The sequence below is a fragment of the Arthrobacter sp. zg.Y820 genome, assembly GCF_030125555.1.
Taxonomy (GTDB): Bacteria; Actinomycetota; Actinomycetes; order Actinomycetales; family Micrococcaceae; genus Arthrobacter_B.
Map to the genome: position 1 here is coordinate 1 of NZ_JASKLX010000008.1, position 15373 is coordinate 15373.

13 protein-coding genes and 1 pseudogene are annotated in these 15373 nt (G+C 64.6%); 6 read left to right on the forward strand and 8 right to left on the reverse strand.

Translation table 11 applies throughout. The features are described from left to right. Nucleotides 1–79: 79 nt before the first annotated feature. The gene (locus QNN99_RS07510) at nt 80–385 is read right to left on the reverse strand and encodes a DUF4193 domain-containing protein (protein ID WP_229965847.1); all 306 of its coding nucleotides are present in this window, start codon (nt 383–385) and stop codon (nt 80–82) included. Between the two features lie 756 nt (nt 386–1141). Here QNN99_RS07510 and QNN99_RS07515 point away from each other — a divergent pair. Continuing rightward, nucleotides 1142–2434, forward strand: coding sequence for a glycosyltransferase (locus tag QNN99_RS07515; protein ID WP_229965848.1), 1293 nt, complete (start codon nt 1142–1144; stop codon nt 2432–2434). Nucleotides 2435–2453: 19 nt separating this feature from the next. On the opposite strand, the gene QNN99_RS07520 is transcribed toward QNN99_RS07515, so the two are convergent. From QNN99_RS07520 to QNN99_RS07530, 3 genes and pseudogenes are all read right to left on the reverse strand, one after another. Further along, nucleotides 2454–3557 carry an ATP-binding protein gene (locus QNN99_RS07520; protein ID WP_229965849.1) on the reverse strand — a complete coding sequence of 368 codons (1104 nt, stop codon included), beginning with the start codon at nt 3555–3557 and terminating at the stop codon, nt 2454–2456. Between the two features lie 66 nt (nt 3558–3623). Then, nucleotides 3624–4571, reverse strand: a pseudogene (locus QNN99_RS07525) (DUF2332 domain-containing protein); the annotation flags it as partial. A 395-nt stretch (nt 4572–4966) separates the two neighbouring features. Further along, nucleotides 4967–5581 (reverse strand): glycosyl-4,4'-diaponeurosporenoate acyltransferase CrtO family protein, encoded by a 615-nt coding sequence (locus tag QNN99_RS07530; RefSeq protein ID WP_229965851.1) that lies wholly within the window; start codon nt 5579–5581, stop codon nt 4967–4969. A gap of 768 nt (nt 5582–6349) precedes the next feature. Between QNN99_RS07530 and QNN99_RS07535 the strand changes: the two genes are divergently transcribed. Together QNN99_RS07535 and QNN99_RS07540 are read left to right on the forward strand one after the other, a co-directional pair. After that, nucleotides 6350–7099: a DUF1648 domain-containing protein gene (locus QNN99_RS07535; protein WP_229965852.1), complete on the forward strand. Its 750-nt coding sequence runs from the start codon at nt 6350–6352 to the stop codon at nt 7097–7099. 1163 nt (nt 7100–8262) lie between these two features. Beyond that, nucleotides 8263–8703, forward strand: coding sequence for a YciI family protein (locus tag QNN99_RS07540; protein WP_229965853.1), 441 nt, complete (start codon nt 8263–8265; stop codon nt 8701–8703). 38 nt (nt 8704–8741) lie between these two features. Here QNN99_RS07540 and QNN99_RS07545 read toward each other — a convergent pair whose 3' ends face one another. Beyond that, a complete protein-coding gene (locus tag QNN99_RS07545; RefSeq protein WP_229965854.1) occupies nt 8742–8999 on the reverse strand; it encodes a hypothetical protein in 258 nt (85 codons plus the stop codon). A gap of 165 nt (nt 9000–9164) precedes the next feature. On the opposite strand from QNN99_RS07545, the gene QNN99_RS07550 reads away from it, so the two are divergent. After that, complete coding sequence (locus QNN99_RS07550) at nt 9165–10427, forward strand: RNA polymerase sigma factor (RefSeq protein WP_229965855.1); 1263 nt, start codon at nt 9165–9167, stop codon at nt 10425–10427. 35 nt (nt 10428–10462) lie between these two features. Here the strand turns inward: QNN99_RS07550 and QNN99_RS07555 are convergent, their stop codons facing one another. Continuing rightward, nucleotides 10463–10954: a DUF3995 domain-containing protein gene (locus QNN99_RS07555; RefSeq protein ID WP_229965856.1), complete on the reverse strand. Its 492-nt coding sequence runs from the start codon at nt 10952–10954 to the stop codon at nt 10463–10465. A 295-nt stretch (nt 10955–11249) separates the two neighbouring features. Here QNN99_RS07555 and QNN99_RS07560 point away from each other — a divergent pair, with 295 nt between their 5' ends. Continuing rightward, nucleotides 11250–12902 carry an HNH endonuclease gene (locus QNN99_RS07560; RefSeq protein WP_229965857.1) on the forward strand — a complete coding sequence of 551 codons (1653 nt, stop codon included), beginning with the start codon at nt 11250–11252 and terminating at the stop codon, nt 12900–12902. A 159-nt stretch (nt 12903–13061) separates the two neighbouring features. Here the strand turns inward: QNN99_RS07560 and QNN99_RS07565 are convergent, their stop codons facing one another. Together QNN99_RS07565 and QNN99_RS07570 are read right to left on the reverse strand one after the other, a co-directional pair. Beyond that, nucleotides 13062–14315 carry an MFS transporter gene (locus QNN99_RS07565; protein WP_229965858.1) on the reverse strand — a complete coding sequence of 418 codons (1254 nt, stop codon included), beginning with the start codon at nt 14313–14315 and terminating at the stop codon, nt 13062–13064. Then, nucleotides 14263–14907 carry a winged helix-turn-helix domain-containing protein gene (locus tag QNN99_RS07570; RefSeq protein ID WP_229966092.1) on the reverse strand — a complete coding sequence of 215 codons (645 nt, stop codon included), beginning with the start codon at nt 14905–14907 and terminating at the stop codon, nt 14263–14265. Before QNN99_RS07570 ends, QNN99_RS07565 begins: the two co-directional genes overlap by 53 nt. A 128-nt stretch (nt 14908–15035) precedes the next feature. Between QNN99_RS07570 and QNN99_RS07575 the strand changes: the two genes are divergently transcribed. After that, the gene (locus QNN99_RS07575) at nt 15036–15362 is read left to right on the forward strand and encodes a hypothetical protein (protein WP_229965859.1); all 327 of its coding nucleotides are present in this window, start codon (nt 15036–15038) and stop codon (nt 15360–15362) included. The last annotated feature ends 11 nt before the right edge of the window (nt 15363–15373 follow it).

Genomic DNA, 15373 nt, shown 5'->3' on the forward strand with positions numbered 1-15373 from the left:
CACACAACACCCCAAAAAACCCCCCGGGCCGGGGCGGCGCCGGGCCCCCCCGCCCCCCCGGGCCGGGGGAGCAGTGGTCCTAGCCTTCGCAGTCCACGCAGTACGCGTCGCCGTTCTTCTCCTTGGCGATCTGTGAGCGGTGCCGCACCAGGAAGCAGGACATGCAGGTGAACTCGTCAGCCTGGGCCGGGACAACCTTGATGAGCAGTTCTTCGCCGGACAAGTCAGCACCGGGAAGTTCGAAACCGTCGATGGCATCCGTCTCGTCAGCGACGTCCCGAACAGCCGTCATTGCGCCGCCGCGCTGCTGGGCTTTCAGTCCTTCAAGGGAGTCGCTGGGGCGGTCTTCTTCCTTGACGCGCGGAGCATCGTAATCAGTAGCCATGGAAAGTGCTTATCTCCTGAATTTTGGGGGGTTGAGCGTAGATCATATAGGCAGATGGGCCGATTTCACCAACTGAAGGCGTGACGGCATATCTTAGGGCCTGTTGTGCTTCTGCGGAAGTGATCGGCGTCCTATTTTTTGGGCAGTTTTAAGGAAGTTCGGGCTTGCGAACGGGCCGGGAACGTTGCGGGGGGACGGGCCGGGACTGTCGGTTATGTCAGGTTGGGCTTCGCTGTCCGGACGCCGGAACGGACGTTATGACAAGCTGGCGGGTGAGCTGCGGGGCCGGCTGACCCGGGGGGGGGGACGCGTTATGTCAACAAGCAGGCTCAGGAGAATTTACTCGTTCGTCGATGCCGGGGGACGTTATGTCAACTCATTCGGCAGGGCATCCGGGAGGGGTTGTGCCGCGTTTTGGTGCGACCTGTAGGTGCAGTCTGGGCCCATTCTGGCTTGCTGCGGCCCGGAGCGGCCGGCGGGCCCGGAAGAGCAGCTGCCAGCAGCTGCTGGCCGCGGAAATAAAGGCCGAAATCCGGGGGATTGAGTGCCCGAACACCAGGTTGCTGATTTGACGGTAAACCCCTTCCGGCGGGCTTGGATATAACGCCGATAATCTACATTATGTCAAGTAGTGCCGAGAAGGGGCTCCCCTGCCGGCTTTCCGGGGCCTGCTGACGCGCTGCTGTGGCGGTGGGACAATCGGGGTAGCTGAGCGGCGACCGATGAAGCAGCACGCAGAATCCGGGAGTCAAGCCAATGAATGAGACATCAGCCCCAAGCCCTCCGGCCGGACCGGTCAACAATTATCTGTTTGCGCTGACGGACGGCGGAGGAACCGTGCCGCCCGAACTCGGCGTCGCCCGGCGGCTCCTCGACCGCGGCCACCGGGTCACCGTTCTCGCGGAGGAATCGATGGCCGACCAGGTGGACGCCACCGGTGCCTCGTTCATTCCCTGGACCGAGAGCCGGGGCCAGTTTCAGGACTGGCAGCTCCGCACCCCGAGGAGCCTGCTGCGCGGCACCGTCGACCACATGTTTGCCGGTCCGGCCCCGGCGCAGGCGCGGGACACGGTCCGGGCCCTCGAGCAGCTGGCGCCGGACCTGGTGCTGACCTCCTTCCCCGCCATCGGAGCCATGATCGCTGCCGAGGGGCGCGGTGTCCCCTTCGACGTCCTGTTCCCGAATCTGTACGCCCTGCCCGCGCCGGGCCGGCCGCCGTTCGGTGCAGGGCTGCAGCCAGCCCGCGGCCCACTGGGCCGCGTGCGGGATTGGGCCGCGGACACGGCAAGCACATCTGTGTTCGACCGGTATGCCCTGCCCCGCATCAATGCCCTTCGCGCAGAGTACGGGCTCGCGCCAATTGCACATTCCTGGGACCAGCTTCATCACGCCAGGCGTGAGCTTGTGCTCACCTCGGCCTCGTTCGACTTCCCCGCGCCGCTGCCGCCAAACGTCCGCTATGCCGGACCAGTGCTGGACGACCCGTCATGGGCGGTCAACGACAGCTGGGCGCCGACGTCCGGTGATGACCCGCTGGTGCTCGTTGCACTGTCCTCAACATTCCAGAACCAGGCCGAGTGCCTGCAGCGCATTGTGGACGCACTTGGGAGCCTTCCCCTGCGCGGGCTGGTGACCACCGGGCCGGCCGTCCGGCCGGACGCGATTCGAGCGCCGGCCAATGTCGCCGTCGTCGCCTCCGCTCCGCATCAGGAGATATTGCGGCAGGCACGCCTCGTGGTCACGCACGGCGGCCACGGCACCGTGATGAAGTCACTTGCTGCGGGAGTGCCGATGGTTATTCTTGCCCATGGCCGCGACCAGTCGGACAACGCCGTGCGTGTCACGGTGAGAGGTGCCGGCGTCGCACTCCCCCGCCGTGCACGGACGCCGCGGATCGCCCGGGCCATCGCCGACGTCGTGGCTGCCGGGACCTACCACCAGGCTGCGGCGGAGCTCGGTTCGGCCATCACGCACGACGCCGCCACCAGCCCGCTGGTCAGTGAACTCGAGGACCTTCCCGCCCGGCCGGAGAGCCGGTTTTCCGGATAAGTCCGTGCCGTGCCGGACGTCAGGTGCGGCGCAGGTGCTCCCGCAACCCCGGAATGGCGAAGTCCAGCAGTCCTCGGCCGGCCGGCTGGACCAGGCCAGCGTCAATCAGCCGGGCCCGATAGTTGCCGATCGTGTTTTTCTGGTCACCGAGCCGCTTTCCGATATCCGCGGTGGACGCCGGCCCGTCATCTTCGGACATGGCCCGGAGGAAGTCGAGGTCCTTGGGCGACGCCGTGGAGAGCGCCGCACCGATGACAACGCGCGTGTTCCGCCGGTGGGCGGCGGCTAGGGCCAGATCGACGGTTTCGGCGGTCATCGGGCCGTCGGTGCCCTCGGCCAGCTGCCAGAGGTGGTAGCCAATGAGCTGGATCAGGAACGGATAACCGCCGGTCGACACGGCGGCCGTTCGGATCAGGTCCGGATCCAGCGGATGGGCGAGACCCGCGAAGGTCTCCCGGTAGGACTCCTCCACCTCGTCGATGGCCGCAGCGTGCAGATCGATCCGATCGGCTCTGCGGAGGAACGTGGCCACTCCTTCATTGAGCAGGTCGGACACCGCCGCGGGAAGCCCGGCGAAGACCAGCGCGATCGGCAGCCCGTCGCGGATGAAGTGCTGCACGGAGGCGGCGAGCTGGGCCAGTTCATCCCGGTCGGCACCGTGAATTTCGTCCAGGGTGATGGCCAGCCCGGTTTTTTGGGCGTCGAGCAGGCGCAACAACTGCTCGCCCACCTGGCGCCATCCGGTCTGCTGCTCGGGCGGCAGTTCGGTGGTCAGCGAAAAACCGGCGGCGCTGATTCCGGTGATCCTGCGCCCGGGCGGCCCGTCGCCGAGCTCCTCGGCGTGCGCGCGCATGGACTCGCCGATGCGACCCAGGAAACCGCGCGTTGCGGTCTCCGAGACGACGGCCCAGCCCTGGCTGCGTGCCTCATCCTCCGCCTCGCCCAGCATGACCGTCTTGCCGATGCCCCGGGCGCCGGTAAAGATGGTCAGGAGTCCCGGGGCGCCTGAACGGATGCGCAGTCCGTACGCGAACTCGTCCAGCAGTCCGGCGCGGCCGATCAGCTGCGGTGGTTCGGCTCCTGCAGTGGGCCGGAACGGATTACCCGCCGGATTCGATGCCAATACGTCCTCCTGTGAACAGTTGTGTACACAGTGTACTTGGGTGAACCCGGCGCGGCGCCCTGGTTGTCACTTCCCGAGTGCTGCCAGCGGCTCGAACGCCTCGTAACTTTGTCCGTGCGGTCCGGTGAACGCCCGGGGAGTCCCGTCCTGAGCCAGGACGGTCCTGCCGCCGGCGCCGCGGGGAAGGCGGGCTGCGATGGCCGGAACAATCTGCTCCCCCTCGTTGCTGATCCAGGTCACGTCCAGGGACTGCACCAGGTCCAGGAAGCGGGAGCGACGCTCCTGGTCCAGGTAGACCAGCACTGAACTGTGGAACACGACCACCGTGGCGTCCTTCGGAGCCTCGGAGACCAGGCGGGGCAGGGCCTCCACCATGTCGCCCCGGACCAGGTGCGGCGGGTCGGCTGCGACGATGGAGGCCGCCGCCCGGAGGCGGGTCCGGCGGGCCTCGTGTTCCGGCCACACGAGCGTGTCGAGCCACTCAAGGTCCGCGCTGTCACGAACGTCCAGGGGATTCAGGTCGATCCCGGCACGCCACACCACATCGGGCAGCCGGGAGGGCAGAGTCGGGCCGTCGAAGGAGCAGGGAAGCTCGACGGCGCTGGGTCCGTCCGCCGGATGCAGAAGGTGCTCCCCCGCCGTGCTCCGATAGCGGTAGCTGTATCGATCCGGATACAGGCAGAGACCAGCCGACGCTCCCGCTTCAATGAGCGCCAGCGGCCCCTCAATCCTGCTGAGCAGCGGCAGCAGCACGGCGCACCGGCTGGCCTCGTTCGTCTGGGTCATCCGGGACCTGATGATCGGTTCAACCCGGGGCCAATGCCTGAGAAGCCAATGGCGGAATTCGGGATACGGGGCGAGCGGCGCACCGGCGGACCGTGCGCCGGCAAAGACCAGGTTGGGCTGCTTTTTAATGCCCGGGAGCGCGCTGATCAATTCCAGCACGGCCGGATCGTCCGAAATGGACGACGCCCACTCCGCGTACATCGGCGAGGTGGGACGCGCTTCAATCTCTGCGAAGCGCCGCTAAACGTCAGCTGTGGCGGGGGTCATGGCTTCACCCTAAAACACAACTGCCAGACAGCTGTCGAAATGAACGGCAGGAACCCTTGCGTCCATTTAGCAAATCTACTTGCCGCATAAATCAGACTACAAGTCAGCATCTTTTCGGCAGATCTTGGACGGATTCAAGATCTTCCGGGTCCGGGGTGAAAAGGAGTTCGACCGATACTTGGAAAAGGTGAGCGACACGGAAAGCAGGGGGTAACCCGGGTCGAATTGTCCGCTTTCAAGAGAAGCGATGGTTTGGCGTGATGCGCCAACTCGTTTACCGAAACACCCAAGGCACGAAAACAAGCATGCCCCGTGAAACAACCTGGGCCCGGAAGAAGCATCCGGTGAAGGATCCTTCAGTGTCCGCTTCCATTGATGTTGGTTCGACGGCTGGTGATTCTAAAGCGCGTGATGCGCTGGATCATGACGGGATACAAGTGAAGGATCATCCCGAGAAGCAGAATCTGTGCAGCACCTCGAGGATGTGATGTAGCCGCGGCCATGATGGCCAGTACTGCGGTGGCGGAGAAGCCGAGAAGGTGACCGGTTTCGGACTGCTCAGTCCCTCTAAGGAAGCGGGCTGTGACTGATGCTCCTTGCTCTGTTCGACGCATCTGTTCGATGATCCTGTTCCAGCCGACGAGGCCGAGTAATCGTCGGAGTGCCTCCGCTCCCAGCAGGGTGTAAATCCGTGGCTCGAACGGTCTGACCCGGTAGCGGTAGCGGGCAACGTCCACCAGTGCTGGACCTGTCAGGAGCGCCATGAAGAGAAAGGCGCTCTGGACAACGAATGCGTAGACGAAGTGATCGGGTCCTATGGCGAACCAGCCAGCGACCGCTAGTCCGAGACCGAACACCAGACCCGCAGTCGTCGAGCCAAGTTGTCCACTCGGTGACCTGAGATACGTGCTTCGTCGGATGTTCATCTCGGTGCGTGCTGCTGCTCTTGTTCGTCGATCCCCCGTTGTCATGCCCCCGATTCTAGCCAGAGCCTTCCTCCGGGCTGTCCCATAGGGCGATCCCTCAGTGAGAAATGCTCAGCGCACGCTTGACCAAAGGCCATAGCGGGTCCAGCCGGTTGATCCAGGGATCTGCCATTACGCCGCCGCCAGCCGCCGTTCGATCACCTCCGGCATCAACCACTCGGCCGCTATGACTTCGCTACGTTGCAACGTCAGCCGCGCATTCGACCTCGCGCGTGACGTAGAAGTCGAGGAGAGCTGAGGTCTCGACGAAACCGGCCAATTGGTGTGTCAGTGTCGACGGCTCCACATTTAGACCCGACTCCTCCCGCAGTTCCCGGCTCGCTGCATTCGCGCTCGATTCACCAGCCAGAGCACTCCGGCCCGGGAACGGAGCTCCCAACTGAATGGGAACTCGTTAGCTGCACACTGGGTAAGCACAATTGCCTTCCTCACGCTGTGCACAGACCGCGACAACCAGATGAAAGCATCCGGACGGCCACCCCTCAGCACCCCTGCGAAAGATCTCTCCGGTCGGCGTTCCCTCGGTGTCCAAGATGTCCCACCACCCGCCGTCGCTGCTCATCGCGTCATTCTGTCGTAAGGTCCAGGTGCCGATCAACGCACCTCTCCGTGCCCGTAAGCCGATCCCCCAGCGCGACCCGGGGCGGGAGGCTGTCGACAGGAACATGGCATGGCAGACGTGCCTGTCGTTACGAAACGCGCCCGGATCGATCTAGTTATGCATCGGTCCCCACCCCGGTTAGGCTACCCATCATGATTGCCGGCATTGAGACACCGACCACTCGCGGCCGCGGGCCGGTCTGGCTGCTGCATCCCATAGCGATCCTTATCCTGGCGTCCTGCTTCGCCTACGGGGCAATCAACTATGACTCGCTTCCAGATACAGTTCCAACCCACTGGGGAGCAGGCGGGCACCCTGATGCCTGGTCCCCGAAGTCCTTTAACTCGGTGTTCTTCCCCTTGATGATGGGGGCCGGAGTCAGTATCTTTCTGTCTCTGATCACCGCGGCGGTGCCCATGATGGTTCCCCCAGATAGGGACGCTACTCCGTGGGGGCTCTACCGCAGGGAAGGAATGATCCGCGGCACGGTGGCAGCCTTGGGCGGCACCTCCGTCCTGTTAGCCGTCATTGTCGGATTTCTGACGGTGGCAGGTTGGAAGAATCCGGATCATGTTCCTTTGTGGCCAGCGCTTTTACTAACCGCGTTGATCCTTGGAGTCGTCTTGGCCTCCTACGCGGCCGCTTCACGTTGGGCGCGCCGCACCGCATTGGATAGGGGAATCCGGCCCACTGCAGCAGAGCAGGAAGAGGAAAAGCTCTGGACCGTGGGCGGGTTCTACAACAATCCCGAGGATCCGCACGTCCTGGTCCCCAAGCGCACCGGTACAGGCACCGGCTTGACGGTGAACGTGGGTAATTCCAAGGGGCGCACGGCCGTCGTCGTTTTTCTGAGTGTCGTTGTTGTCTTTCCACTTGTCTTAGGGACCATCGTGGCGCTCTAGAACGAAATTTCTCCTATTCGGCTGCAATCCGCAGACCCCACGCACCTTAGACGCAAAGTGTGCACGGAAACGATGCCGGCTGCCCGCTCCGACGTCGATATTCCAGAACGGAGCACGTTAGGAAAGCAGAAGCAGCTAGCACCATGGCAAGGTCCAGCACCGGCCGCCACCATTCCGGCAGCTTCTCAGCAAGCATTATCGTGCCACCCCGAAAACAATCGAGACCCCAAACAGATAGCTGCTCCATGCAGTCATATCCACAGCCTAACGGCCGCAGATATTCTGAGATGAGCCGCCCTAAAGTCGATCCTCCATGGGATCGCGGTGAGGCCTCGGTGGTGAAGCGACCCGCTGCTTTCCGGCTACTTGCCAGGGGTCCTTGGTCGACGCCGTGCACCACCATACGTTCCTGCTGGGATCACGACCAGTCCCGCGGCGCAAATCATCGCAATCCACTCGCCGGTAGCGACGCTTACCCACAACCCGAGAATGAGTACCACCAGGCTGAAGGTCAATGGCAGAAACATAGAAGGAGCCGAGTTCTTATTTCCCTGGTTATTCGCCATAGGTGAAGCCTAGACGAGGGGCCGCAGATTAAGAGTCTCTTGCCAGCAGCCCTCGTGAGCGAGCTTCTTGTAGCCCGTAAGCCGGTCCCTCACGGTGCACTTCAGCATTCCCGCAAAGCTCCCTCACGGTGCACTTCAGCATTCCTGCAAAGCTCCACATTCCATAGCCACCGCCGATGCATGTAAGACCCGTACGGTGACATGCACGGTAAGGGCACCTTATCTGCATTGTCTGAGCGAAAGATTGCACGCGGCTCGACTAACGAACACGGCCCCACAGCTCAGTGGGATGTATTGGCGCCCTTCGGGGTTGACGCCGGGAACATCACTGCACGACAAAGGTGAGCACGCCCAGGCTGGACTGGCTGAACTGCTTGCCATCTCCCGCCCTGCGATCTACCGCAAGGTGCAGCCACGAGCAGTCGCGGCCATGTCCCAACCTGGTCAATAGAACTGATGCGGCCGCGGCGCGCGGGCCGGTGAAGGGCTAAGCAGTTTTTTGCCGCTGTCGATATTCCGGAGCCCCGAACGACGACATAGTGGAAGACGCACAGTGCTTCCCCCAGCGTGTCCCCCACCGCGACTAAGGAGCAGGCCATGAAGTACATGTTCATCATGCGTTCCACCGACGAGGCCAAGGCGGCCTATCAAAAGCTGCCCATGGAAGAGGTCATCAACCAGATGGGCGCCTACAACGAGTCAATGATCAACGCCGGCGTCCTGCTGGCCGGCGAGGGGCTGGCCGACGCAATCCAGGACAACTTTGTCGTCGACTTCGCCGAGGATCCGCCGCTGGTAACCGACGGACCATACGGCGAGACTCATGAACTGTTCAACGGCTTCTGGATCATTCAGGCCGCCTCGAAGGAAGAGGCTGCGGGGTGGGCGGGCCGTTGCCCCCTCGGACCCGGATCAAAGCTGGAAGTCCGCCGGGTCACTGATGCCTCGGACTTTGCCGACTTCGCGGACAACGAGTACATCCAAAAGGAAGAGGGATGGCGCGACGTCGAAGAAAAGCTGCGCGCTGAGAACGGGTAGCTGAACAGCGGCGGCTCACCACAACGACGAGCCCCGGGTCAGGCGTCCTTGCCCCGCCTCGCCGAGGGCGCCTTCACGGCAGCACTCAGCGACATCACCAAACAGGAAGTCCAGACGGCTCCGCTGGGTCCCAGCGGAGCCGCGGCCAGTCCCGCCATCCCGGGCAGCAGAGCGAACGACGCCGAGACCGCGCCCACCGCCGCCGCGTCACCTCGGAGGGCTAGGACCTTGTAGGAGATGAGCGGGCGGGCCAGGTTGATCGCGGTCTGGCTGAAAACGGCAGCCAGCGCCAGCATCCAGAGCCAGGCGGCAGAGCGCGGTGCAGCGAGGAGGAACAGCCTGTGGAAGGCGCCGCTATTTTTCCAGCTGCCGTCGATATCCCTGAGTTCGAATCGACGGGATAGTAGAAGACGCAGACAGTGTTCCTGCACAGCGTCCTTACTTCGGTGAAGGAGCGAGCCATGGCCACGGATCAGCCCGGAGCTGCCTCTCCCCCGGCGGCGGCTGTGAGCCGCCGCCTTGAGGCGGTCTGGCGCATCGAGGGTGCCCGCATTGTCTCGGCGTTGGCCCGCGTCACCGGTGACGTCAGTCTTGCGGAGGACGTCGCCCAGGAGGCCGTTGCCGAGGCCCTGGCGCAGTGGCCGCAGGCCGGAGTGCCGCGCAATCCGGCAGCCTGGCTCACCACCGTCGCCAAGCGCAGGGCCATCGATGCCTGGCGGCGGGCCGACAGGTTGGAAGACCGGTACCAGGTGCTGGCAACCGGAATGCCGGACGAAGGCGGCGTGGACTGGAATCCGGTGCCCGACGATGTGCTCCGCCTGATGTTCACTGCCTGCCACCCGGTGCTGTCCCGGCAGGCTCAGGTCACCCTGACCCTGCGGGTCGTCGGCGGCCTGAGCACCGAACAGATCGCCCGGCTTTTCGTCCTCCCGGCTGCCACCGTGCAGCAGCGCGTTGTCAGGGCCAAGAAAACCCTTGCCGCCGCCAAGGTTCCGTTCGAAGTCCCCGAACCAAATGAATGGGGGCCACGGCTCGGCGGTGTTTTGGGTGTCGTCTACCTCATGTTCACTGAGGGGTACGCTGCAACTTCCGGGGACACCTGGATCAGACCTGATCTGGCCGGTGAAGCACTGCGGATCGGGCGGATTTTGGCCGGACTGGTGCCGCAGGAGCCTGAGGCCCAGGCGCTCGTCGCCCTCATGGAGTTCCAGGCCTCGCGCTTTTCGGCCCGGACCCGGCCCGACGGCTCTGCGGTGCTGCTGGCCGACCAGGACCGGACGCAGTGGGACCGGACTCAGATCCAGCGCGCCCGGGCCGCCCTTGCCCGGGCCGATTCGCTGGGCCGGGGGCGGGGAAGCTACGCCCTGCAGGCGGCCATCGCGGAATGCCATGCCGTGGCTCCCCGTCTTGACGGCACCGATTGGGCGCAGATTGTGCTGCTGTATGAGGCGCTCGGGCAGGTGGCGCCCAGCCCGGTGGTCGAGCTCAACCGAGCCGTGGCGGTGTCCATGGCCACGGGGCCGGCCACCGCCCTCGCCATCGTGGACCAGCTTGTGGCTCAGGGTACCCTCCGCCGGTCGCATCTGCTTCCCGGCGTCCGTGCCGAACTGCTGGTTCGTCTTGGCCGGTTGGAGGAGGCGCGCGGAGAATTCGCCGCAGCCGCAGCACTGGCCAAGAATGTCCGCGAGCGCGAGATGCTGGAACGGCGGGCGGCCGGGGGCTGATTCAGTGGGGACCCTGATTTAAGGAAGACACTGATTTACGGAAGAGACTGTGGCTCCTTGCGGGAGAACCAGAGGGCCAGACACAACGCTGCACCCCACACGAGAAACAGAGGATCCCAGAGCCAGGCGTGGCCAACCATTGCGGCGGCGTCGTAACCGCCTGCCGGACGGATGGCTCCCGCCAGCACCGCAGCGCCGGTGACGGTGTTAGCCGCCCCGTAGATTGTCAGAAAGATGCCGCCGATCCAGCTCAGGGCACGCCAGAACCGTTGCCACGGCAGTTGCCCGTAGATAACCGCTGGCGGAATCGCGGCGGCCAGCAGCTTTGCCGTGCCGATGGCGCCCAGCACCAGACCCGCCTCAAGCGGAGCTTGGGTTGCGTGCTCGACAGCCCATGCACCCACTGTGGCCAGAAGCCACCTGCCGCCGACGGCCCAGTACAGGCTGAAGGCTGCGTGCACCGCACCCGCGGCGCACGCGACCCACACGAAAGTTCGGCTGAGCCGTTGATGATGGGAGGGCTCCACGTTTGCACTTTAGCCACGCAGCTGGTCCGCCTCCAGAGCCCATGCCCTGTTCCCTGGCCTTTGTTCCTTACCCTTGCCCCCTGTCCCCCGTCCAGAGTGCCTGGCCCCTGTCTCCCTACCCCTCCAGTCCCGTCCGCCGCCTCCTGGCAGGAACGACGACGGCGGGTTCTGGCTGGCGGGGCTGCAGGCTCAGTCGCAGATCGGGTCTCACGACTCCAAAAAACAGGTACTTTCGCCGGATGTCCGGTAATTCGGAACGCCGTAAAGTGTGGCCTTCGCAACTAAAATCGAACGCATGTACTACTCTCGAGCTGCCGAAGGCGGCAACCGAAGCACTGGATTCACAGACGTAAGCGAGCGCGTATTGGGAGCCGCAGCAGGTTCCGGCCCTGCGCTGGTGGATCTGGAGGCTGCTGAGCGGGCCCGGCTGATCGACGAAATCCGTGCCCTGGAAGACCTGAAGTCAGCGGTCGCGGCAGCGCAGGCACGCGCAACGGCGGCGTTCGATGCCTCGAGCCGTCGCTCCCAGGCCCGCGCCGGGCTGAAGGCTGATCAGCTCGGCCGGGGAATTGGCTCTCAGATCGGGTTGGCTCGGCGGGAGTCTCCCCGCCGCGGAACCCAGCTGCTGGGCTTGGCGAGAATCCTCACCACCGAGATGCCCCATACCTTGAATGCCCTCTCCCAAGGGGCGATCAGTGAATATCGGGCCACGATCCTCGTACGGGAAACGGCCTGCCTCAGCCTGCCGGACCGGCAGTGTGTGGACGAGCAGATCGCCGGAAACCTCGCCGAGCTTGAACAGCTCGGGGATGCGAAGCTGATCGCCAGGGTCAAGGCCCTCTCCTATGGCCTGGATCCGCACAGTGTGGTTAACCGTGCCGCAAAGGCCGTCTCGGAACGGTATGTCTCTTGTCGCCCTGCACCTGACACCATGACCTATCTGACCGGCTTGCTGCCCGTGACTCAGGGTGTTGGCGTCTATGCTGCCCTGTCGCGGGAGGCTGACCGGCTGCGTGCGTCCGGAGATCCGCGGGGGCGAGGCCAGATCATGGTGGACACACTGGTCGAACGGGTGACCGGGCAGGCCCGGGCCGAGGATGCACGAATTGAGGTGCAGCTGATCATGACGGATCGGACGATGCTGCACGGACTCATTCCCATCTCCGGCTTCCGTCCAGCCAAGGCCGGAAAGAGCAGCAGATCCGCTGCCAGCCATGTCGCACCCGCCGCAAATGCTGGAGCCGCAGCCGGCAACGAGATGACTGGGGGCCGTTCAGGCGGAGATTCCGCAAGTCTTGTTCCCGATGGGGCTGAACCTGCAGTGCTGAACGGCTATGGAACGGTGCCGGCACAGTGGGCGCGGGATCTCGTCCGCGGCTCCCGGCCCGGCGGGGATAAGTCACCCGGCGATGCGGACAATGCATCCGATGAGGATGATCCGGGCGGTGCAGCTGGGGCAGCGGGCAACAATGCCGGCTGGGGCAGGAAGCCGCTTCGCCCGGATCCGCAAACTGAGGTTTGGCTCCGCCGTCTCTATGTCGCTCCCGACACCGGCCGGCTCACCGGCATGGACTCCCGGGCGCGGCTGGTGCCCGACGGTCTGGCCCGGCTGATCGCTGCCCGTGACCAGGTCTGCCGGATGCCGTGGTGCGGTGCACCAATCCGGCACTATGACCATATCCGTCCCTTCCGAGAGGGCGGTCTCACCAGGGCGGAGAATATTCAGGGGCTGTGCGTGGCATGCAATCAAGCCAAGGTGGTCACTGACGGCGCCGGGGACGCCGCCCCTACCGTCCATACCGGCAACCGGAGCGTTCACGGCCACCCTCCAGTACTTGGGGCGGCACCCTGTGCTGACGCGGACGCCCACTGGTCATGTGTACCGGTCATTAGCGCCACGACGACCGACAGGGACCATCAACGGATATGGCCACTCGGAATGACTTAGCGGCTGGTTGAGATGATCAGCGAGCGCCTGGCAACTGGCAAACTGGCGGCGAGCGCAGGAGTGCCCCGTGTCGAGTGCCGTCCCCGTGGAAAGCACCTCGGAACACACACCGCTGATTGATCGAACACCTGTTCGATGATCGCATCCCAGCGGGCAGCCCTATGGCCCCGAAGTTCCCTCCGTAGCCGCCTCCGCGCGGGTCCGCGGGCTCAGCAGTGGCAGTACGGCCGCCAGGCACACGGCCGCTGTCGCTGCAATCAGCACACGGTAGTCGACAACGCCGATCACCGCCGCCGCTGCCATCGATACAGCTACCTGGGGAACATTGAGAACCACATGTGTTGCTGCCGCAGTCCTGCCCTGCATTCGGGCGGGCGTTTCGCGCTGGCGCAGCGTGACAAAGGGGATGACTGCCCAGGGAGCACTGATACCCAGCAATACCGTGCCGCCGAAAACAACCGGCAGCGAGGGCGACGCCGTCAGGAGGACGCCCACAGCCAGCACTGCCACGGAAAAAGCGATCGTGGTCCGGATGCCAAACCTGCGGATTACCCGGGAAGCAGCAAGGCCCCCAAGGACTGACATCGCCCCCTGCACGCCAAGCAGTACGCTGAGGAACTCAGGTGGCTGTCCCAGGCCCTGCTCAGTGGTGGCGAAAATGGTCACATTGATGACTCCCACAGCGCCAACCGCAATGGACATGGTGACGAGCGCCGGTCGAAGCAGCGGGTGGCGGGCCAGGAAGCGGAACCCCGCCGTCGTGCTCTGCCAGAAGGTCTCTTCGCCATCCTCCGTGAAAACCGACTCCTTGATCCGCAGAGTGGTGAGTATGCCTGCGGCCACCACAAAGCACCCGCATGCGAGCAGCACCACGGATTCCATGCCCCACAGCGCCAGCATGCCGGCGCCCAGCAACGGTGAGACAATCCGCAGGCCCTGGTCAATGCTGCTGAGGATGCCGTTGGCCGGCGCCAGGAGCCGGTCCGCCAGCAGATCGCGGAGCAGGCCGGACTGCGCCGCAGCGGTGACATAGGACGAGTTCGCATAGACGAAGACCACCGCGTAGACCAGCCACAGCTGATCGGCATCGCGGACGGCGAGCAGGACCAGGACGACGGCGGCAGCGCAGATGTTGTTGATGATCACCAGGGGCTTGCGGCGGTACCGGTCAGCGAGCCTTCCGGTCAGCGGAGACAGGAGCGCCGGCAACCCCAGTGCGGCGAAGACCAAACCGGCGGCCGCGTCGCTGCCCGTGAGTTGTTTGACCCAAATCGCCGCCGTCAGGTACAGGACGGAGTCACCGAAGTTGGAGAACAGCCAGGCCAGGGCCAGACGACGGAACGCCGGGAGACTGAGGGCCTCACGGTTGGTGCCAATATCGGTGACGGAGGATCCGGAAGCTGTGGGGCTCATGCGCTGCCGCCCGCGGGTGCAGACTGTTGCCCGGCTGCGCCCGGCCGCCCATCCGGATCAAGTCATCGCGCAGCTTTCGGATTTCCTCGTGAGTGGCATAAAAGCTGGAGTTGGAGATGGTTGCCACGTCCATGTCCTCAAAGGGCAGCTGGGGCGCGCGGCGGAGCCAGGACTGGATGCGGTCCAGCTGCCGGTTCACATGGATGGCCGCCATTGTGGAGAGTGCATGCACTGAGCCGGGGATGCTTCGGTCGGGCACATGGGATCTCCCCCGGGACAGAACCTTCCACGGCTTCTCCCGGCCCGTCCTGCCGGCCTGTTCGATGTAGCCGTGCCTGGCCAGCATGCGCAGGTGATAGGAGCAGCTGGCAACGGATTCACCTGTCGCCGCTGCGCACTCTGTTGCCGTTGCCTGCTCAACGTCGTCCAAAAAGTCCAGCAGCTCAAGCCGCAGCGGATGGGCCAGGGCCCTGATGCGGATTGGATCCGCGATGACCTCCTCCCCGGCCCGCGCCGCATAGGTCCCCGTACGCGAGGTAGAGGGGCTGTCGGGGCCGGAGGCATCGCTGTTGTCGTTCGGGGCAGGAATCATGCCCACAGTGCGCATTCTAAAGAACGCTTTAGCAAGGGATGTTTAGGAGTGCCCAGCTGGGAGGGGCGGCGGCGGCCGGGCACACGGCCGCTGTCGTGACGTACCCTCTGCAGAAAGGGGGTGCAGGTATGCGGAGAATCGGAAGTCTGGCGTTGGTCCTCGGGGCGGCCGCTTTGCTCGTCGTCGTGGGGCTGACGGCGGCGGGCCGGGACGCCGCTGTGGTGGTGAACCTGTTGCTGACCTGCTTCTGGGGCGCGCTCGCCGTGGGTTTGACGGTGCGCCTGATCCTTGCGGTGGCACGCGGGCAATCGGTGCGGAGAGAGCTGCGGCCGGTGGCCGATGCGGCAGCTGTCTACAGCGAGCTCCTCACCTCAACTCCCCCGGCGGCAGCAGAGGCACGCAAGCTGCCCTCGCCCATCGGAGACGATAGGGAATCGTCAGCTGGCCACCCTTGACGACTTCCCGC

Bases quoted from the DNA above. Each gene is read 5' to 3' on its own strand.
- QNN99_RS07565 (WP_229965858.1), bottom strand. From the start codon at position 14,315: ATGAGCCCCACAGCTTCCGGATCCTCCGTCACCGATATTGGCACCAAC.
- QNN99_RS07515 (WP_229965848.1), top strand. From the start codon at position 1,142: ATGAATGAGACATCAGCCCCAAGCCCTCCGGCCGGACCGGTCAACAAT.
- QNN99_RS07535 (WP_229965852.1), top strand. From the start codon at position 6,350: ATGATTGCCGGCATTGAGACACCGACCACTCGCGGCCGCGGGCCGGTC.
- QNN99_RS07575 (WP_229965859.1), top strand. From the start codon at position 15,036: ATGCGGAGAATCGGAAGTCTGGCGTTGGTCCTCGGGGCGGCCGCTTTG.
- QNN99_RS07530 (WP_229965851.1), bottom strand. From the start codon at position 5,581: ATGACAACGGGGGATCGACGAACAAGAGCAGCAGCACGCACCGAGATG.
- QNN99_RS07510 (WP_229965847.1), bottom strand. From the start codon at position 385: ATGGCTACTGATTACGATGCTCCGCGCGTCAAGGAAGAAGACCGCCCC.
- QNN99_RS07540 (WP_229965853.1), top strand. From the start codon at position 8,263: ATGAAGTACATGTTCATCATGCGTTCCACCGACGAGGCCAAGGCGGCC.
- QNN99_RS07545 (WP_229965854.1), bottom strand. From the start codon at position 8,999: ATGCTGGCGCTGGCTGCCGTTTTCAGCCAGACCGCGATCAACCTGGCC.
- QNN99_RS07570 (WP_229966092.1), bottom strand. From the start codon at position 14,907: ATGATTCCTGCCCCGAACGACAACAGCGATGCCTCCGGCCCCGACAGC.
- QNN99_RS07560 (WP_229965857.1), top strand. From the start codon at position 11,250: ATGTACTACTCTCGAGCTGCCGAAGGCGGCAACCGAAGCACTGGATTC.
- QNN99_RS07550 (WP_229965855.1), top strand. From the start codon at position 9,165: ATGGCCACGGATCAGCCCGGAGCTGCCTCTCCCCCGGCGGCGGCTGTG.